This window comes from Pseudomonas sp. IT-P395, from assembly GCF_949767675.1.
Classification (GTDB): Bacteria; Pseudomonadota; Gammaproteobacteria; order Pseudomonadales; family Pseudomonadaceae; genus Aquipseudomonas.
This window is the reverse complement of sequence record NZ_CATKPW010000055.1, coordinates 288,694-307,634: the sequence shown is the minus strand read 5'-3', so window position 1 is coordinate 307,634 and position 18,941 is coordinate 288,694. Positions and strand designations below refer to the sequence as shown.

Below are 18,941 nucleotides of genomic sequence, written 5' to 3'. Positions count from 1 at the left end.
GCGAGGGCACTCAACAAAAACAAGAAGCCCGAATCAATAATAAAAAGAGCACGCAACTACTTCTTGGGGAGCTTCGGCTCCCCTTGTAGTTTCTCCTCGTAGCAAAATCCCCCCTTTTTACCGTGCGCGATGCCTGTAGCCTGCGGCTTGCAGCTCAAATCGGCCGTGTCCTACACCATCCCCCGACTAAATGCTAGAATCTGCGCCCATCATGCGGTCATTCTTTGGTATGGCCGAACATTCCTTCAAACAGTGCATCCCATGCTGAAGAAGTTGTTCCAGTCATTCCGAGCTCCCGTGCGTCGTACGCAACACATCCGCAGCACCCCTGAAGTGCTCAACAGCGGCCAACATTCGCTGCAGAAAACGCAATTCAGCCGCTATGCGGTGAATATCGTCGAACGCCTGCAAGGTGCCGGTTACCAGGCTTATCTGGTCGGCGGTTGCGTGCGTGACATGCTGCTGGGCATCACGCCCAAGGATTTCGACGTCGCCACCAGCGCCACCCCCGAGCAAGTCCGTGCCGAATTCCGCAATGCGCGGATCATCGGTCGCCGCTTCAAATTGGTGCATATCCATTTCGGCCGCGAAATCATCGAAGTCGCGACCTTCCGCGCCAACCACCCGGTCAACGAAGACGACGAAGACAGCAATCAGTCTTCGCGTAACGAGAGCGGGCGGATTCTGCGCGACAACGTTTACGGCACCCTGGAAGAAGACGCGCAACGCCGCGACTTCACCATCAACGCCCTGTATTACGATCCGGTCAGCGAGCGCATCCTCGATTACGCCAACGGCGTACACGATATCCGCAACCACCTGATCCGCTTGATCGGTGATCCGAAGCAGCGTTACCAGGAAGACCCGGTGCGCATGCTGCGCGCGGTGCGTTTCGCCGCCAAGCTCAATTTCGGCATTGAAAAGCACACCGTGCAGCCGATCCGTGAACTGGCGCCAATGCTGCGCGAGATCCCGTCGGCGCGTCTGTTCGAAGAAGTGCTCAAGCTGTTCCTCTCCGGGCACGGCGCGATCACTTTCGAAATGCTGGTTGATCTGCAGCTGTTCGCCCCATTGTTCCCGGCCAGTGCCGATGCGCTGGAACACAACCCGGAGTACACGCACACGCTGATCAGCGAAGCGCTGACCAACACCGACCTGCGCATCAAGCAGAACAAACCGGTGACCCCGGCGTTCCTGTTTGCCGCGCTGTTGTGGCCTGCTTTGCCGGCCCGCGTGCTGCGTCTGCAAGAACGTGGCATGCCGCCGATTCCGGCGATGCAGGAAGGCGCTCACGAACTGATCGCCGAACAGTGCCAGCGCATTGCGATTCCGAAGCGTTTTACCATGCCGATCCGCGAGATCTGGGACATGCAGGAGCGTCTGCCACGGCGCAGCGGCAAACGTGCCGACCTGTTGCTGGACAACCCGCGTTTCCGTGCCGGTTACGACTTCCTGCTGCTGCGTGAAAGCGCTGGCGAGGAAACCGATGGCCTGGGCGAATGGTGGACGGATTATCAGGACGCCAACGACAGCGAGCGCCGCGACATGATCCGCGACCTCAGCGGTAAAGGTGATGACGCCAGTGGCGCGCCGCGCAAACGTCGCCGCAGCAGCGGTTCCAAGCGCAAACGCGCCGGCGCACCGAGCGCTTCGACAGGCGAGTAAAGGCATGGAACGCATCTACATCGGCATGGGCAGCAACCTCGCTGACCCGGCCGAACAGTTGCGCAGCGCCGTCGAGGCGCTGGGGCAATTGCCGCAGACCCTGCTCGCTGGCGTTTCTGCCTTTTATCAAAGCGATTCATTGCTGCCGGGCCAGCCGCGTTACACCAACGCGGTCGCGGCGCTCGACAGCGATCTTGCGCCGATTGCACTGCTCGACGCGCTGCAAGCCATCGAAAACGATCAAGGTCGCGAACGCCTTGAGCGTTGGGGGCCTCGTACGCTGGATCTGGATATTCTGCTGTTCGGCGATCAACTGATCGACGAGCCGCGCCTGAAAGTCCCGCATTACCAGATTCAGGAACGCGCGTTCGTGTTGTATCCGCTCGCCGAACTGGCCCCACAGGACCTGCGCCTGGCCGATGGCCGCAACCTCTCCGATCTGCTGGCAGCCTGCCCGTTCGTCGGCTTGGAACGCCTCCCCCACGCCTGACATAAATCCCTTGTAGGAGCTGCGGAACGCTGCGATCTTTTGATCTTCAAAATCAAGATCAAAAAATCGCAGCGTTCCGCAGCTCCTACAGCAATAGCTTTCCATATCCAGATTTATTGTCGGACAAAAAACCCTCGAATCAGGCCCGCCGCGCCGCTGAATCGCATCAGTAACGGCGGTAACACTCCCCTCGTAACAATGCGGTAACACACGCAATTGACTTCCTGTTGGCTCATCACGACTATAGGCGTCCCGCTGCCGCCAACCCGGCACATACGGGCGCAATCCAGGCCTTATAAGCACGACAAAAGAGCGTGCGCCTGAGTAGATGAAGAATCACGCGCGTTACTCGCAGTAGTTTCCAGAGCGCCTGAACGAGGATTTTTTACATGCCAGCCATCACCCTGACCACGCTCCAGAGCCTCAAGCAGAAAGGTGAAAAGATCACCATGCTGACCTGCTATGACGCGACCTTCGCCCACGCCTGTAATGAGGCCGGTGTCGAAGTGCTGCTGGTGGGCGACTCCCTCGGCATGGTCCTGCAAGGTCACGACAGCACGTTGCCGGTGACCACCGCAGAAATGGCCTACCACACCGCTTGCGTCAAACGCGGCAACACTGATGCCCTGATCCTCGCCGACCTGCCGTTCATGGCCAACGCCACCCTTGAACAAACCATGACCAACAGCGCCATGCTGATGCAGGCCGGTGCGCACATGGTCAAGGTCGAAGGTCAGTTGTGGCTCGCCGAGTCGATCCGTCTGCTCGCCGAACGCGGTGTACCGGTGTGCGCGCACATGGGCCTGACCCCGCAAGCGGTGAACATTCTTGGCGGCTATAAAGTGCAGGGTCGCAACGAGAACCAGGCACGGCAGATGCGCGCTGACGCGATTTCGCTGGAACAGGCCGGTGCGGCGATGCTGCTGCTCGAATGCGTGCCGAGTGAACTGGCCGCTGAAATCAGCCAGGCAGTGAAGATTCCGGTGATCGGGATCGGCGCCGGTAACGCCACCGACGGTCAGGTATTGGTATTGCACGACATGCTCGGCCTGTCGATCACTGGTCGCGTGCCGAAGTTCGTGAAGAACTTCATGCAGGGCCAGGACAGCATCCAGTCCGCGCTGAAGGCTTACGTCAACGAAGTCAAAGCCACCACGTTCCCTGGCATCGAACACGGATTCTCTGCATGAACACCGTTAAAACCGTACGCGAACTGCGCGCCGCTGTCGCCCGCGCCCGCAGCGAAGGCAAGCGCATCGGCTTCGTGCCGACCATGGGCAATCTGCACAGCGGTCACGTTGCACTGATCACCAAAGCCACGCAACGTGTGGATTTCGTGGTCGCGAGCATTTTCGTCAATCCGCTGCAATTCGGCGCCGGTGAAGACCTCGATAAATACCCGCGCACGTTGGCAGCGGATCAGGAGAAGCTGCTCGAAGCCGGTTGCTCCCTGCTCTTCGCCCCGACGGTCGAAGAAATGTACCCCGACGGCATGGCCGGGCAGACTCGGGTCAGCGTGCCGCAATTGTCCGAAGGCCTGTGCGGCGCCAGCCGTCCGGGGCACTTTGAAGGCGTGGCGACCGTGGTCAGCAAGCTGTTCAACATGGTCCAGCCGGATTTGGCGATTTTCGGCCAGAAGGATTATCAGCAACTGGCCGTGATCCGTGCCCTGGTGCACGACTTGAACATGCCGATCCAGATCATTGGCGAACCGACTGTGCGTGCCGCCGACGGCCTGGCGCTGTCCTCGCGCAATGGCTTCCTCAGCGAAGAACAACGTGCGGTGGCCCCGGTGGTTTATCGCAGCCTGAGCAACATTGCCGAGTCGATCAAGCAAGGCGAACGGGATTTCCCGGCGTTGATCAGTGCTCAGCAGCAACTGCTGGAGGCATCTGGGTTGCGTCCGGATTACCTGGAAATCCGCCACGCCCTGACCCTGCGTCCGGCGACGGCTGAAGACCGTGATCTGGTGATTCTGGTGGCCGCATTCCTCGGCACCACGCGGTTGATCGATAACCTGCACCTGAATCTCGATACCCCGGTTTAACCTACACCGCAATACCCCCTGTAGGAGTGAGCCTGCTCGCGATAGCGGTGTGTCAGTCAGCATTAGTGTTGAATGACACACCGCTATCGCGAGCAGGCTCACTCCTACAGTGTTTTTCAGCGTCATGAAGATTGCATTCCAGCTGTATTGCCGCCCTCAAAGCCTTCGGGCACACTGCCCGCCGTTCGATTCCAACCCGGGAAAACCCTCATGCACGCGATCATGCTCAAGGCCAAACTGCACCGCGCCGAAGTCACTCATGCGGTGCTCGATTACGAAGGTTCGTGCGCCATCGATGGCGAGTGGCTGGACTTGTCCGGCATCCGTGAATACGAGCAGATCCAGATTTACAACGTCGACAACGGCGAGCGTTTCACCACCTACGCGATTCGTGGTGAAGAGGGTTCGCGGATGATCTCCGTCAACGGCGCCGCTGCACACAAGGCCAAGGTTGGCGACCGCGTGATCATTTGTGCCTACGCCCATTACAGCGAAGCCGAGCTGGTCAATTTCAAGCCGCGCATGCTTTACATGGCGCCGGGCAATGAGCTGAGCCACACCAGCAACGCCATCCCGGTTCAGCTCGCCTGATCGCGAAACCGCCCCGCTCCCCCTCCGTTTGTCGGCCAGTTCCCGGTCTCGATGTTAAAAAAGTACAGGGATCTGGTCAGACAAAGTCAAGACAGAACGCAGCGCGAGGTTTACTGTATTCGCCCTGTGTCCAGAAATCGTGTCGACGCAGTTGATCCCATGCCCAAACATGGCGTGCCGGGTCTGTTCAGTGTTCAAAAGGCCGTTCAAGTAAAAAGGAAAACCGCAGCGATGGCGTATTACCTCACTCCTCAAGACGTTACCGCTCTGCCCGCCTGGCAAGCGTTGAAAGATCACCGCCAAGCCATGCAGGATTTCAGCATGCGCGAAGCCTTCAACGCCGATCCGCAGCGCTTCAACCAGTTCACCCTCAGCAGCTGCGGACTGTTTCTCGATTATTCGAAGAATTTGATCAACGCCCAGACCCGCAACCTGCTGGTCGGTCTGGCCAATGAAGTCGATCTCAAAGGCGCCATCAAAGCGCTGTTTGAAGGCGAAATCGTCAACACTTCCGAAGGCCGCCCGGCGCTGCACACCGCCCTGCGCCGCCCGGTAGGCGACAAGCTGTCGGTCAATGGCGTCAACGTGATGCCGGAAGTCCACAAGGTTCTGAACCAGATTACCGATCTGGTCGGCCGCATCCACGACGGTCTGTGGCGTGGTTACACCGAGAAGCCGATCACCGACGTGGTCAACATCGGCATCGGTGGCTCGTTCCTCGGCCCTGAGCTGGTCTCCGAAGCACTGCTGTCGTACGCGCAGAAAGGCGTGCGTTGCCATTATCTGGCGAACATCGACGGCAGCGAATTCCACGAGCTGACGCAAAAGCTGCGCGCCGAGACCACGCTGTTCATTGTTTCGTCGAAGTCGTTCAACACCCTCGAAACCCTGAAGAACGCTCAGGCTGCTCGTGCCTGGTACCTGGCACAGGGCGGTTCGGAAGCCGAGCTGTATCGTCACTTCATCGCTGTATCGAGCAACAACGCGGCAGCCGTGGCGTTCGGTATCCGTGAAGAAAACATCTTCCCGATGTGGGACTGGGTTGGCGGTCGTTACTCGCTGTGGTCGGCCATCGGTTTGCCGATTGCCCTGGCCATCGGCATGTCCAACTTCAAGGAGCTGCTGTCCGGTGCCTACACCATGGACCAGCATTTCCAGACCGCGCCGTTCGAACAGAACATGCCGGTGCTGCTGGCCCTGCTCGGTGTCTGGTACGGCAACTTCTGGGGCGCGCAAAGCCACGCGATCCTGCCGTACGACCACTACCTGCGCAACATCACCAAGCACTTGCAACAGCTGGACATGGAATCCAACGGCAAGAGCGTGCGTCAGGACGGCACGCCGGTGTCGACCGATACCGGTCCGGTGATCTGGGGCGGCGTCGGCTGCAACGGTCAGCACGCCTACCACCAGTTGCTGCATCAAGGTTCGCAGTTGATCCCGGCCGACTTCATCGTGCCGATCGTCAGCTTCAACCCGGTCTCCGACCACCATCAGTGGCTGTACGCCAACTGCTTGTCGCAGAGCCAGGCGCTGATGCTCGGCAAGACCCTGCCGGAAGCCGAGCAGGAATTGCGCGACAAGGGCATGAGCGAAGAGCAGGTGCACAAACTCGCGCCGCACAAGGTGATCCCGGGCAACCGCCCGAGCAACACCATCGTGGTCGAACGCATCAGCCCGCGTCGCCTCGGCGCATTGGTTGCCATGTATGAGCACAAAGTGTTCGTACAGAGCGTGGTCTGGGGCATCAACGCCTTCGACCAATGGGGCGTGGAGTTGGGCAAGGAACTGGGCAAAGGCGTTTACAACCGCCTGGTCGGCAGCGATGAAACCCTTGCTGATGATCCTTCCACCCAGGGCCTGATCAACTACTTCCGCGGTCGTCACCGCGGTTGATCTGTTGCTTGATAGAGAGCCCCTGAAGTTCAGGGGCTTTTTTTCGTCTGGCGTTTGGCGTGGATTTCGCGGTGGCAGCCAAATCGCTTCCCCCTCACCCCAGCCCTCTCCCCCAAGGGGTAGAGGGGGAAAGGGAGCCGATTTTCACGCTTTTCAATACTTGAGTTCGACTCCGGAATTTCAAGTCGATGTATCAAGCCCAAACACCTCACCCTAACCCTCTCCCTTTGGGAGAGGGTTAGGGTGAGGGGCGGCCTTGATCCCTTCCCCCCATCAGCGCATCTTTATCCTTGTCGCACCACAAGAATAAGGAACCGTCATGTTCGATATCAGCACGTTCCCCAAAGCCGATGCCGTCCGCCAGGCTGCGCAATTGAGTCAGGATGAGTATCGACGGCTTTACCGCGAATCCATTGAACACCCCACGGCCTTCTGGGCCGAACAGGCCACGCGTTTCCTCGACTGGAGCACGCCGTGGCAGACCGTTCAGCGCTACGACCTGAAAACCGGTGAAGCCGCCTGGTTTGCCGGGGGCAAACTGAACGTCAGCTACAACTGCATCGACCGTCACCTGGAACAGCGCGGCGAGCAGACCGCCCTGCTCTGGGAAGGCGACGATCCCGCCGAGTCGGCGCAAATCACTTATAAAAAACTCCACCACCACGTCTGCCGCTTGGCTAACGTGCTGAAAAGCCGTGGCGTGAAGAAAGGTGACCGGGTGTGCATCTACATGCCGATGATCCCCGAAGCCGCATACGCCATGCTCGCCTGTTCGCGGATCGGCGCGATTCACTCGGTGGTGTTCGGCGGTTTCTCCCCTGATTCCCTGCGTGACCGCATTCTCGATGCCGATTGCCGCACGGTGATCACCGCAGATGAAGGCGTGCGCGGCGGCAAGTTCGTGCCACTGAAGCAGAACGTCGACAAAGCCCTGCAAAGTTGCCCGGACGTCAGCACCGTCGTGGTGGTCGAGCGCAGCCAAGGCAAGGTCGACTGGGTCGAGGGGCGCGATATCTGGTATCACCAGGCCGTGCGCGATGTCAGCGACGATTGCCCGCCAGAACCGATGGACGCCGAAGATCCGCTGTTCATCCTCTACACCTCCGGCAGTACCGGCAAACCCAAAGGCGTGCTGCACACTACCGGCGGCTATTTGCTGCAAGCGGCGATGACCTTCAAATACGTGCTCGATTACCGCGACGGCGAAGTGTTCTGGTGCACCGCCGACGTCGGCTGGGTCACCGGTCACAGCTATATCGTCTACGGCCCGCTGGCCAACGGCGCGACCACGCTGATGTTCGAAGGCGTACCGAGTTATCCGAGCAGCTCACGATTCTGGCAGGTCATCGATAAACACAAGGTCAATATTTTCTACACCGCACCCACCGCTCTGCGCGCGTTGATGCGTGAAGGTGCCGAACCATTGAAAGAAACCTCGCGCGCCAGCCTCAGGTTGCTCGGCAGCGTCGGCGAGCCAATCAACCCGGAAGCGTGGGAATGGTATTTCAATGTCGTAGGAGAACAGCGCTGCCCCATCGTCGACACCTGGTGGCAGACCGAAACCGGCGGCATCATGCTCAGCCCGCTGGTCAGCGCCCAGCGAATCAAACCGGGCTGCGCCACACAACCGATGTTCGGCGTGCAACCGGTGCTGCTCGATGAGCACGGCAAGGAAATCAAAGGCGCCGGCAGCGGCGTGCTGGCGATCAAGTCGAGTTGGCCGGCGCAGATCCGCAGCGTCTATGGCGACCCGCAGCGAATGGTCGACACCTATTTCAAACCCTACCCCGGCTACTATTTCACCGGCGACGGCGCACGCCGCGACGAGGATGGCGACTACTGGATCACCGGGCGCATCGACGACGTGATTAACGTTTCCGGCCACCGCATCGGCACGGCTGAAGTGGAAAGCGCGCTGGTGCTGCACGACAGCATCGCCGAAGCTGCCGTGGTCGGTTACCCGCACGACGTCAAAGGTCAGGGCATCTACGCCTTCGTCACGCCCATGAACGGCACCGAACCGAATGACGAGCTGAAGAAAGAACTGCTCGCCCACGTCAGCAAGGAAATCGGCAGCTTCGCCAAACCCGACTTGATCCAATGGGCGCCGGCCTTGCCGAAAACCCGCTCAGGCAAGATCATGCGGCGCATCTTGCGCAAGATCGCCTGCAACGAACTCGACAGCCTCGGCGACACCTCGACCTTGGCCGACCCGAGTGTGGTGCAGGGACTGATCGACAAGCGCCTCAATCAGTAACACCCCGGGCGTGGTCAACCGACCGCGCCCGCCCTTTCGCACTGAGTGGTCATGGAATTCATCCGCAGTCGTATCGAACAGCAACTCATGAGCCTGACCGGGCTGTCGCTCGGTCAACTCGACCTGGAAAACCCCAAGGGCGACCCCGGCCTGTTCGGCCCCGACTCAGTCAGTTGGCAAGTGCACGGCGATTTCAGCAGCATGTTGATCGGTGGTATCAGTGCGTTGTTGTTGCAGGCTTTGCATCCGCTGGCACTGGCCGGGGTTTGGGATCATTCGAATTTTCGTGAAGACATGCTCGGGCGTTTGCGGCGCACCAGTCAGTTTGTATCCGGCACCACGTTCGGCTCGCGACGCGACGCCGACTGGTTGATCGAGAAGGTGCGCACCATTCACCTGCAAGTGGTTGGCACCGCGCCGGATGGCCGCCCTTACGCGGCCAGCGACCCGGATTTGCTGACGTGGGTGCATGTGGCGGAAGTGAGTAACTTTCTCGCCGCGCATTTGCGTTATCGCAATCCGCAGTTGTCGGGGGCGGATCAGGATCGTTATTACGCGGAAATCGCCGTGATTGCCGAACGCCTGGGCGCGCGGGATGTGCCGAAATCACGGCAAGCCGTGGCCGACTATCTGCAACGCATGCGCCCGCAGTTGTTGTGCGATGAACGCAGCCGCGAGGTTTTGCGATTGTTGCTCGCAGCACCGGCGCCGAGTGTTCTGGCGCGACCCTTTGGTGATTTGATGATGAAGGCCGGCATCGACCTGCTGCCGGACTGGGCCAGCGACATGCTCGATGTCCGGCAGAGCTCGCTGCAACGGCAATTGATTCGCGCCAGCGTCAGGCGCAGCGCACCGATGCTGCGTTGGGCGATGCGCAATGGTTCGGTGCAACGAGCGAAACGGCGGATGGGCCTGTTGACCTAAAAAGCTTCACGAGCAGGCTCGCTCCCACATTTGGAATGCATTCCCATGTGGGAGCGAGCCTGCTCGCGAAGGCAGCACCTCGGTTACCCGCCAAGCTGCTAAACTCCCGCGCCCCAATTCTCTCCAGCAAGGCGCATGCATGTCTTCCTTGAATCAGGCGCTGCGCGCCGCCCTCGATCAACGCCAGGACTTGCTCGCTGTGCTGCACAGCCAGGGCACCGATTGCTATCGGCTGTTCCACGGCAGCCAGGAAGGCGCCGGCGGTCTGACCATCGACCGCTACGGCCCGCAACTGCTGGTGCAGAGTTTTCACCAGACGCTGGAACGCGATGACCTGCTGCAACTGCACGCGATGGTCAATCAAACCCTGGGCCTGGAAACCTTGCTGGTCTACAACGACCGCTCCCGTGGCAACTCGCGCATCGACCGTGAAGACAGCGTCTACAAAGCCGAAGACGCCGCACTGGTTGATCTGGTCGGTCACGAATGGGGCCTCAACTACCGTGTGCGCGGGCGTCATGCCGGGCAGGATCCGCTGCTGTTCCTCGACCTGCGCAACACGCGCGGCTGGGTCAAGGATCACGCCAAAGGTAAATCCGTGCTCAACCTGTTTGCCTACACCTGCGGCGTCGGCCTCAGTGCGGCTGCCGGCGGCGCGAGTGAAGTGTGCAACCTGGATTTCGCCGAAGGCAATCTGGCGGTCGGACGCGAAAACGGTCGGCTTAACCCGCAGTTGCCGGAGATGGAATTCATTCAGTCGGACTACTTCCCGGCCATTCGCCAACTCGCCGGCCTGCCGATCAGCCAGCGTCGCGGGCAGAAACTGCCGAGCTACCAGCGCCTCGATCAGCGTCAATACGATCTGGTCCTGCTTGATCCGCCCGCCTGGGCCAAGAGCGCATTCGGCACCGTCGACCTGCTGCGCGACTATCAGAGCCTGCTCAAACCGGCCTTGCTGACCACCGCCGACAACGGCGTGCTGATCTGCTGCAACAACCTGGCGAAAGTCAGCATGGACGATTGGCGCGAACAGGTGCTGCGCTGCGCCGAGAAGGCCGGGCGACCGGTGCGTGAGTGGAGCGTGATGACCCCGGGTGCAGACTTCCCGTCCATGGACCAGCAACCGCCGCTGAAAACCCTGATCCTGCAGCTATAAACAACCCTGTGGGAGCTGGCTTGCCAGCGATTGCGGGGGGTCAGTCAACAAAGTTGTCGACTGGTATTCCCTCATCGCTGGCAAGCCAGCTCCCACAGGGGTTCTGTGTTTTGAGAGAAATCTGAACAATCCTGCTCCATGCGAGGTACTTCGGAACCAGAATCGCGTGCCATACTCCAAGGCACTCCGATTCAGACAGATGAAGCCGCACATGCCCAAAGGATTGATTCGCGCGATTGGCGCCTTGTTGACTGCTCTGGCCCTCTACAGCCTGCTGGGGTTTCTGATTTTGCCGGGCATCGCTCTGCGGGTAGCCAATCAGCAACTGGCCACCTACGCTACGGTGCCTGCGCATATCCAGCGTATCGAGCTCAACCCGTTCAGCCTTGAAGTCACCCTGTGGGGGCTGGTCATCGGCGAGCCGGGCAAGGAACAGATCGGCTTCGATCGCCTGTACGCCGACCTGCAAATCGACAGCCTGTGGACCAAAGCCCTGCATCTGTCCAACATCGAGCTGGACAAACCAAAGAGCGAAATCCTTTTCGCCAAAGACGGCAAACTCAACCTGCTGGGCCTGTTCAATGTGCCGGCCAGTGAGCCGACACCAGCCGACCCGGACGCCAAACCGTTCCCGCTGCGCATCGACAACATCAAACTGGCCGGCGGCGTCGTGCACTTTGAGGACGTGCGCCCCAGCGAACCCATCGAGTTTCTCTACGACGATCTCAGCTTCGAGCTGAAAAACCTCAGCACCCTGCCCGAAGACAGCGCCGACATGACCCTGGTCGCCATCGGCCCGGCCGGTGGCCGGATCGACTGGAGTGGCAATTTCAGCCTGATCCCGTTCACTTCCGAAGGCACCCTGAAAGTCACCGACGGCAAGATGAAAGCCTTCTGGCCCTACGTGCGAGACTCGGTGCCGCTGGTACTTGAAGACGGCGTGATCAGTCTCAGCAGCGAATACAAACTCAATCTGTCGAAAGAAACCGAACTGCAGTTGAACAATGTCGCAGTGAGCATCGCGCCCTTCGCGATCAAGGCGCCTGATGGACGCCCACTGGCAAAACTCGAACGTCTCGACATCAGCGAAACCTCGCTGGATCTGGCCAAGCAACAAGTCGTGGTCGGCAAGATCCGCAGCAACAAACTGGAAACCTGGGCGGCGCTCGAAGCTGACGGCCAACTGGACTGGCAGAAACTGTTCGCCAGCCAACCGTCGAAACCGGCCGCCAAAGCCGCCGCAGAACCTGCCAGCACGCCCGCCGCTGCCGACTCGCCGAAAGCTGAACCGACTGCGCCAAGCAAGCCTTGGCAAGTGCTGCTCAAAGACGTGCAATTGCGTAACTACACCGTGCATCTGGCCGACCGCTCGGCCCAACCGGCAGTAGCACTGGATATCACCCCGCTCAACGTCGACCTGCAGGATTTCGACAGCCTCAACGGCTCGCCCTTCAAGCTCAAGCTCGAAAGCGGCGTGGGCAAGCAAGGCAAGATCACCGCCGACGGCACCGTCAATCTCGCCCCGGTCAACGCCCAGCTCAACGTGAAAACCCAGGACATCGACCTGCGCGTCGCACAGTCCTACATCAATCCTTTCATTCGCCTGGAACTGCGCAGCGGCATGCTCGGCAGTGACCTGAAGCTCAACCTCAAGAGCACCGAACCGCTGGCGCTCAGCGTCACCGGTCGCGCGCAGATCGATCAACTGCACACCCTCGACACCCTGAAAACCCGCGATTTCCTCAAGTGGCAGCAAGTGGTGGTCGAAGGCCTGAATTATCAGCACGGCGACAGCCTGTCGATCGACAGGATCAACCTGTTCCAGCCGTACGCGCGGTTCATGATCAACGATGATCGCACCACCAACATTGATGATCTGCTGATCCCGCAGCCCGCTGACAGTGGCGCAAAAAGCACAGCAGCCAAACCAGCCAGCAACGAAAAACCGCTGGGCATTCACATCGGTGGCATCGCGATCAATGACGGCTCGGCCAACTTCGCCGATTTCAGCCTGACGCCGAACTTCGCCACCGCCGTGCAGCAGCTCAACGGCCAGATCGGCACCATCGACAGCCGTCAGGCGAAACCGGCCAGCGTCGACATCAAAGGCAAGGTCGACCGCTATGCACCGGTGACCATCAAGGGCGCGGTCAATCCGTTCGACCCGATGGCCAGCCTCGACATCGCCACCAGTTTCAAACGGGTCGAACTGACGACGTTGACGCCCTACTCCGGCAAATTCGCCGGTTACCGCATTCGCAAGGGTCGGCTCAACCTCGACCTGCATTACCTGATCACCAAGGGCCAGCTCAAAGCCGAAAACAAAGTGGTGGTCGAACAATTGCAGCTCGGCGAAAAAGTCGACAGCCCGGATGCCGTGAGCCTGCCGCTGAAACTGGCGATTGCCCTGCTCAAGGACGTCGACGGCAAGATCTCCATCGAATTGCCGGTGACCGGCGACTTGAACAACCCGCAATTCAGCGTGATGCCGATCGTCTGGCAGACCCTGCGCAACCTGATCGTCAAAGCCGCAGCCGCGCCATTCAAAATGATCGGCGGGTTGATCAGTGGCGGCGGTTCGCAAGACCTTGGCACTGTGTCGTTTGCGCCCGGCTCCAGCGAGTTGAGCAAGGATGCCGAAGCGGCGCTGATCAAGCTGTCCCAAGCACTGAAGGAACGTCCGGCACTGCGCCTGGAAATCGAGGGTACTGCCGCGCAAAGCAGCGATGGCCCATTGCTCGCCGAGCAGCGTCTGGAACGTGAATACCAGTACAACTACTACAAGATGCTCCAGCGTCGCGGCGATAAAGTCCCGGCGCAGGCGTCGTTGCTGCAAGTGCCGGACAGCGAGAAAGGTCCGCTGCTCGAAGGCATTTACCGCACCCGCCTGAAAACCCAGCCACCGGCGGAATGGAAGGATCTGGGCAAGGAAGAACGTACGGCGAAAATGCGCGAAGGCGTGATCAAGTTCTGGAGTGGCAGCGACGTGCTGTTGCGTCAGTTGGGTCAGGACCGCGCCAGCAGCATCAAGGATTATCTGGTCGATAAAGGCCAACTGGCAGACGACCGCGTGTACTTCATCGACGCCAACCTTGGCGAGGCCGAAAGCGATGGCCGCGTGGTCACGCAAATGCATCTGGATGCCGAGTGATGAAACTTCAGTGGCTGGCCTTGCTCGCAATGACGCTCGCGGCCAGTCACGCCTCGGCGTCCGATACCCTGCGCTGCGGCAGTCAATTGATCAGCCTTGGCGACCGGTCCAGCGAAGTCCTGCAGAAATGCGGTGAGCCGGTCAGCCGTGATGTGTTGGGCTACAAGCGCAGCGCCAATCGCCGCGAGGAGTTTCAGGTCGAGGAGTGGACTTACGGCCCGAGCAACGGCATGTATCAATACCTGCGCTTCGAAGGCAATCGCCTGCGGCAGATCAACAGCAAACGCGGCAACTGAAAAAGCAAAAGATCGCAGCCTTCGGCAGCTCCTACAATCTGGAATGCATTTCCCTGTAGGACCTGCCGAAGGCTGCGATCTTTTGCTTCTAAAAATAGAACAGGCCCCGACACAAGTGCCGGGGCCCGTAATGGTCACCTCCGTGTGACCGTTCGCATGAACTCTAAAGTTGCGGCAGACGTATTGCTCGGCCCGTCTGTCGCGTCTTCTCCCGGTCCAGGCGAGAAGTCATGCCTTACTCGGCTTTCAGGCCGTCAGCGGAGACCGCTTTGACGCCTTTGATTTTCTTGGTGATATTCACTGCGGTGGTTTTCTGAGCTTCGGTAATGGCTACAGTCGACGACAGAGATACAACACCTTTGTTGGTTTCTACTTTGATGTCAGTGCCTGGGATGCCTTTTTCGGTCACCAGGTCGCTTTTCACTTTAGTGGTGATCCAGGTGTCAGAAGTAGCTTCTTTAGCCTGGGTGACTTCACCGGCAGCCAGAGTCATTGGAGCCTGGGTAGCCTGAGTGGATTGTGCGAATGCACCGGAAGTCATGGTCAGGGTCAGCGCGGTAGCAGCAGCGGCAGTGATAGCGAACTTCTTCATACGAGTAACTCCTGTTTTTCTGGAAAGTCTGCTGGTTGTCTTGTCAGCAGGGTTACCAAGGTAGTTGCGAACGCTGTGCCAACTTTTCCATCAACACAAAATCCTTATAAATCAACATCTTATGTTTAACGCAGTTTTTCGAAATCATGCAATTTGCATGACATGCGCAATATTCACATGCAAGTTGCGGTTTTTTGGAAAGTTCCTAAGACGCTGAAATTATTGAAGCTTTTGTGAAGTGTCGCGCAATGAAAAATGCCCCGCAAAGCGGGGCATCCTGTTCAGCACACATTCAACTTATGTACCGCTGGCGGTGCAGCCTTTTGGCGAATAGTCCGGTGCCACCGTGGTGCCGCAAGTCCAGACGCCAGCACCGGTGCCCGATGAACGGGTCAAGGTAATGGTTTTGTCCAGAACAGGGCCAGGAGCGTTCTTGATTGTGCAGACAATGGTGCCGGCCCCGGTCGAAGCGGTGCCCGATGCGGTCACGGCGCAATTTGACGTTGTGACCGTGGCACTACCGGCCACCAGCGTCAGCGTCGGATCGGTACCTTGGTTGATGGTGTCTTCGAACGGCACTTTCATCGCACTGATCTCCGCCAGCCCCGCCGTCACCTTCGACCGCGCCTGATACTTGGAGTACTGCGGCAGGGCGATGGTCGCCAGAATCCCGATGATCGCCACCACGATCAACAGCTCGATCAGCGTAAAACCTTGTTGTTTTTTCATAGACACGCTCCATGCATGAGTCGAAATCTCATGATCTGAAAGGGACGCAGCATAGGCCATGCCAATGCCTTCGAGGCCCTGCCCCTTGGGCGCGAACCACCTACAACGCCATTTCCTACAACCCGCAACCGCACTATCTGACACTTTTTGTCACCTGCACCCGCCGTGTTTGGCGCTGTCACTTGACTAGGCTATAAGTCATGAACTGCAAGTGTGCGGAATTCCCATGAATGACATCGCTCTGAGCGGTCTGGCCAAGCAATTGGTCCAGGCCGAACTGCTCACGGAAAAAAGCGCCCAGCAAGCCTGGCAACAGGCCCAGCGCAATCGCCTGTCGCTGGTCAGCTATCTGGTGCAGAACAAACTGGTCAAGAGCTGGCAAGTGGCCGAGATTGCCAGCGAGCATTTCGGCATGGCGTTCCTTGATCTCAATTGCCTCGACAAGGAAACCCAACCCAAAGGACTGGTCAGCGAAAAACTTGTGCGTCAGCACCATGCCCTGCCCCTGTGGCGACGTGGCAACAAGCTGTTCGTTGGCATCTCCGACCCGAGCAACCATCAAGCGATCAACGACATTCAGTTCAGCACCGGGCTGAGCACCGAAGCCATTCTGGTCGAGGACGACAAGCTCACCGATGCCATCGAGAAGTTCTTCGACACCCACAGCAGTGGCCTGGAAGACATGGCCGATGTCGATCTTGACGGCCTCGATGTCGAATCCGTCGATGACAGCAAGCAGGACGCCATCGGTGGCCTCGATGCCGACGATGCGCCGGTGGTGCGTTTCGTGCACAAGATGCTGCTCGACGCGATCAAGAGTGGCTCTTCCGACCTGCACTTCGAGCCTTACGAGAAAAACTACCGGGTGCGGGTGCGCACCGACGGCATCCTGCGTGAGGTGGCCAAACCACCGATTCAACTGGCCGGGCGCATCGCCGCACGCCTGAAAGTCATGGCCAGCCTCGATATCTCGGAACGGCGCAAACCGCAGGACGGGCGGATCAAGATGCGCCTGTCGAAAAGCAAGTCGATCGATTTCCGGGTCAACACTCTGCCCACGTTGTGGGGCGAAAAAGTGGTGATCCGGATTCTCGACCCGTCCAGCGCGCAGATCGGTATCGACGCCCTCGGCTATGAGCCCGAGCAAAAGGATCTGTACATGGCCGCACTCAAGCAGCCACAGGGCATGATTCTGGTCACCGGCCCCACCGGGTCGGGTAAAACCGTGTCGCTCTACACCGGCCTGAATATCCTCAATACCGTCGACATCAACATCTCCACCGCCGAAGACCCGGTGGAGATAAACATGGAAGGCATCAACCAGGTCAACGTCAATCCTAAACAAGGACTCGACTTTGCTCAGGCGTTGCGCTCGTTTCTGCGCCAGGACCCGGACGTGATCATGGTCGGTGAGATCCGCGACCTGGAAACCGCCGAGATCGCCATCAAAGCTGCGCAGACCGGTCACCTGGTGCTCTCGACCCTGCACACCAACAGCGCCGCGGAAACCCTGACGCGCCTGCACAACATGGGCATTCCCGGCTTCAACATTGCCACCTCGGTCAGCCTGATCATTGCCCAGCGCCTGGCGCGCAAACTGTGCAGTCACTGCAAGAAAGCCATCGAGATCCCGCGCGAAACCTTGATCAAGGAAGGTTTCCCCGAGGAACGCATCGGCCATTTCACGATCTACGAGCCGGTCGGTTGCGATCACTGCAACGGCGGCTACAAAGGACGCGTGGGGATATATGAAGTGGTGAAGAACACACCAGCACTCCAACACTTGATCATGGCCGAAGGCAACTCGCTGGAAATCGACCTGCAGATGCGCCGCGACGGCTTCGACGACCTGCGCACCTCCGGGCTGCACAAGGCCATGCAAGGCATCACCAGCCTTGAAGAAATCAACCGGGTGACCAAGGACTGAACATGGCGGTCAAGGCAGCGAAAATCAGTATCTATGCCTGGGAAGGTACGGACAGGAAAGGCAGCAAAGTCACCGGTGAACTCAGTGGACAGAATCCGGCACTGATCAAGGCACAACTGCGTAAACAGGGGATCAGTCCCGGCAAGGTACGCAAAAAATCCGCATCGTTGTTGAGTTTTGGCAAACGCATCAAGGCCCAGGACATCGCTCTGTTCACCCGGCAGATGGCGACCATGATGAAGGCCGGTGTGCCGCTGCTGCAGTCGTTCGACATCATTGGCGAAGGCTTTGAAAACCCGGCCATGCGCAAGCTGGTGGACGAGATAAAACAGGAGGTCGCGGCCGGTAACAGCTTCGCCACAGCCCTGCGCAAGAAGCCGCAGTATTTCGACGAGTTGTATTGCAACCTGGTCGATGCGGGCGAGCAGTCCGGCGCCCTCGACACGTTGCTGGAACGCGTCGCGACCTATAAGGAAAAAAGCGAACGGCTCAAGGCCAAAATCAAAAAAGCCATGACCTACCCCACCGCCGTGGTGCTGGTGGCGGCAGTCGTGACCGGGATCCTGCTGGTCAAAGTGGTGCCGCAATTCCAGTCGGTGTTCTCGGGGTTCGGCGCCGAACTGCCGGCCTTCACCCTGATGGTGATCAGCCTGTCGGAATTCATGCAGCAATGGTGGTGGGCGATGCTCGGCGCGCTGGTCGCGGCGATCTTTGGTACCCGCCATGCACTGAAAACATCTCAGGCATTACGCGACCGCAAAGACACCTGGCTGTTGAAACTGCCCTTGGTGGGCACGCTGATGTACAAGTCCGCGGTGGCGCGATTCGCTCGAACCCTGTCGACCACATTCGCTGCCGGTGTGCCGCTGGTGGAAGCGCTCGACTCAGTGGCCGGCGCCACCGGCAATGTGGTGTTCAAGCGTGCCGTGTTGCGCATTCGCCAGGACGTCTCCACCGGCATGCAGTTGAATTTTTCGATGCGCAGCACCGGGGTATTTCCGAACATGGCCGTGCAGATGACTGCAATTGGCGAAGAGTCGGGGGCGCTAGATGAAATGCTCGACAAGGTTGCAGGCTTTTACGAAGAGGAAGTGGATAACATGGTCGACAACCTCACCAGCCTGATGGAGCCGTTCATCATGGTGGTGCTAGGCGTTATCGTCGGCGGGCTGGTGGTGGCCATGTACCTGCCGATCTTCCAACTCGGCTCAGCGATCTGA

15 protein-coding genes are annotated in these 18,941 nt (G+C 59.2%); 13 read left to right on the top strand and 2 right to left on the bottom strand.

Annotated elements, in window-relative coordinates; translation table 11 throughout:
* Positions 1 to 261: 261 nt before the first annotated feature.
* From ACM6IN_RS23570 to ACM6IN_RS23520, 11 genes are all read left to right on the top strand, one after another.
* A complete protein-coding gene (locus ACM6IN_RS23570) occupies positions 262 to 1,665 on the top strand; it encodes a polynucleotide adenylyltransferase PcnB (protein ID WP_007909918.1) in 1,404 nt (467 codons plus the stop codon).
* A gap of 4 nt (positions 1,666 to 1,669) precedes the next feature.
* A complete protein-coding gene (folK, locus tag ACM6IN_RS23565; RefSeq protein WP_007909917.1) occupies positions 1,670 to 2,155 on the top strand; it encodes a 2-amino-4-hydroxy-6-hydroxymethyldihydropteridine diphosphokinase in 486 nt (161 codons plus the stop codon).
* A 389-nt stretch (positions 2,156 to 2,544) separates the two neighbouring features.
* Positions 2,545 to 3,345: a 3-methyl-2-oxobutanoate hydroxymethyltransferase gene (gene panB, locus ACM6IN_RS23560; RefSeq protein WP_007909916.1), complete on the top strand. Its 801-nt coding sequence runs from the start codon at positions 2,545 to 2,547 to the stop codon at positions 3,343 to 3,345.
* Positions 3,342 to 4,202: a pantoate--beta-alanine ligase gene (panC, locus tag ACM6IN_RS23555; protein WP_007909915.1), complete on the top strand. Its 861-nt coding sequence runs from the start codon at positions 3,342 to 3,344 to the stop codon at positions 4,200 to 4,202. The genes panB and panC overlap by 4 nt, the downstream gene beginning before the upstream one ends.
* A gap of 210 nt (positions 4,203 to 4,412) precedes the next feature.
* Positions 4,413 to 4,793: an aspartate 1-decarboxylase gene (gene panD / locus ACM6IN_RS23550; protein ID WP_003205654.1), complete on the top strand. Its 381-nt coding sequence runs from the start codon at positions 4,413 to 4,415 to the stop codon at positions 4,791 to 4,793.
* A 231-nt stretch (positions 4,794 to 5,024) separates the two neighbouring features.
* Positions 5,025 to 6,689 (top strand): glucose-6-phosphate isomerase, encoded by a 1,665-nt coding sequence (gene pgi / locus ACM6IN_RS23545; protein WP_007909914.1) that lies wholly within the window; start codon positions 5,025 to 5,027, stop codon positions 6,687 to 6,689.
* A 319-nt stretch (positions 6,690 to 7,008) separates the two neighbouring features.
* A complete protein-coding gene (acs, locus tag ACM6IN_RS23540) occupies positions 7,009 to 8,946 on the top strand; it encodes an acetate--CoA ligase (protein ID WP_414916784.1) in 1,938 nt (645 codons plus the stop codon).
* 51 nt (positions 8,947 to 8,997) lie between these two features.
* Positions 8,998 to 9,870: an oxygenase MpaB family protein gene (locus tag ACM6IN_RS23535; RefSeq protein WP_414916783.1), complete on the top strand. Its 873-nt coding sequence runs from the start codon at positions 8,998 to 9,000 to the stop codon at positions 9,868 to 9,870.
* 139 nt (positions 9,871 to 10,009) lie between these two features.
* Positions 10,010 to 11,026, top strand: a complete 1,017-nt coding sequence (locus tag ACM6IN_RS23530; RefSeq protein ID WP_414916782.1) for a class I SAM-dependent rRNA methyltransferase — start codon at positions 10,010 to 10,012, stop codon at positions 11,024 to 11,026.
* 199 nt (positions 11,027 to 11,225) lie between these two features.
* Positions 11,226 to 14,177, top strand: coding sequence for a DUF748 domain-containing protein (locus ACM6IN_RS23525; RefSeq protein WP_414916781.1), 2,952 nt, complete (start codon positions 11,226 to 11,228; stop codon positions 14,175 to 14,177).
* Positions 14,177 to 14,473: a DUF2845 domain-containing protein gene (locus tag ACM6IN_RS23520; protein WP_007909909.1), complete on the top strand. Its 297-nt coding sequence runs from the start codon at positions 14,177 to 14,179 to the stop codon at positions 14,471 to 14,473. The genes ACM6IN_RS23525 and ACM6IN_RS23520 overlap by 1 nt, the downstream gene beginning before the upstream one ends.
* 235 nt (positions 14,474 to 14,708) lie before the next feature.
* Here the strand turns inward: ACM6IN_RS23520 and ACM6IN_RS23515 are convergent, their stop codons facing one another.
* Both ACM6IN_RS23515 and ACM6IN_RS23510 read right to left on the bottom strand, forming a co-directional pair.
* A complete protein-coding gene (locus ACM6IN_RS23515) occupies positions 14,709 to 15,065 on the bottom strand; it encodes a BON domain-containing protein (RefSeq protein ID WP_414916780.1) in 357 nt (118 codons plus the stop codon).
* 297 nt (positions 15,066 to 15,362) lie between these two features.
* Positions 15,363 to 15,794 (bottom strand): pilin, encoded by a 432-nt coding sequence (locus ACM6IN_RS23510; protein ID WP_007909907.1) that lies wholly within the window; start codon positions 15,792 to 15,794, stop codon positions 15,363 to 15,365.
* Positions 15,795 to 16,020: 226 nt separating this feature from the next.
* Here ACM6IN_RS23510 and pilB point away from each other — a divergent pair, with 226 nt between their 5' ends.
* Together pilB and ACM6IN_RS23500 are read left to right on the top strand one after the other, a co-directional pair.
* Positions 16,021 to 17,721, top strand: coding sequence for a type IV-A pilus assembly ATPase PilB (pilB, locus tag ACM6IN_RS23505; protein ID WP_007909906.1), 1,701 nt, complete (start codon positions 16,021 to 16,023; stop codon positions 17,719 to 17,721).
* A gap of 2 nt (positions 17,722 to 17,723) precedes the next feature.
* A complete protein-coding gene (locus ACM6IN_RS23500; RefSeq protein WP_007909905.1) occupies positions 17,724 to 18,941 on the top strand; it encodes a type II secretion system F family protein in 1,218 nt (405 codons plus the stop codon).

Coding starts and splice junctions, on each gene's coding strand:
- ACM6IN_RS23510 (WP_007909907.1), bottom strand. CDS start 15,794: ATGAAAAAACAACAAGGTTTTACGCTGATCGAGCTGTTGATCGTGGTG.
- folK (WP_007909917.1), top strand. CDS start 1,670: ATGGAACGCATCTACATCGGCATGGGCAGCAACCTCGCTGACCCGGCC.
- ACM6IN_RS23520 (WP_007909909.1), top strand. CDS start 14,177: ATGAAACTTCAGTGGCTGGCCTTGCTCGCAATGACGCTCGCGGCCAGT.
- ACM6IN_RS23535 (WP_414916783.1), top strand. CDS start 8,998: ATGGAATTCATCCGCAGTCGTATCGAACAGCAACTCATGAGCCTGACC.
- ACM6IN_RS23525 (WP_414916781.1), top strand. CDS start 11,226: ATGAAGCCGCACATGCCCAAAGGATTGATTCGCGCGATTGGCGCCTTG.
- pgi (WP_007909914.1), top strand. CDS start 5,025: ATGGCGTATTACCTCACTCCTCAAGACGTTACCGCTCTGCCCGCCTGG.
- acs (WP_414916784.1), top strand. CDS start 7,009: ATGTTCGATATCAGCACGTTCCCCAAAGCCGATGCCGTCCGCCAGGCT.
- panC (WP_007909915.1), top strand. CDS start 3,342: ATGAACACCGTTAAAACCGTACGCGAACTGCGCGCCGCTGTCGCCCGC.
- ACM6IN_RS23500 (WP_007909905.1), top strand. CDS start 17,724: ATGGCGGTCAAGGCAGCGAAAATCAGTATCTATGCCTGGGAAGGTACG.
- ACM6IN_RS23515 (WP_414916780.1), bottom strand. CDS start 15,065: ATGAAGAAGTTCGCTATCACTGCCGCTGCTGCTACCGCGCTGACCCTG.
- ACM6IN_RS23570 (WP_007909918.1), top strand. CDS start 262: ATGCTGAAGAAGTTGTTCCAGTCATTCCGAGCTCCCGTGCGTCGTACG.
- panD (WP_003205654.1), top strand. CDS start 4,413: ATGCACGCGATCATGCTCAAGGCCAAACTGCACCGCGCCGAAGTCACT.
- pilB (WP_007909906.1), top strand. CDS start 16,021: ATGAATGACATCGCTCTGAGCGGTCTGGCCAAGCAATTGGTCCAGGCC.
- panB (WP_007909916.1), top strand. CDS start 2,545: ATGCCAGCCATCACCCTGACCACGCTCCAGAGCCTCAAGCAGAAAGGT.
- ACM6IN_RS23530 (WP_414916782.1), top strand. CDS start 10,010: ATGTCTTCCTTGAATCAGGCGCTGCGCGCCGCCCTCGATCAACGCCAG.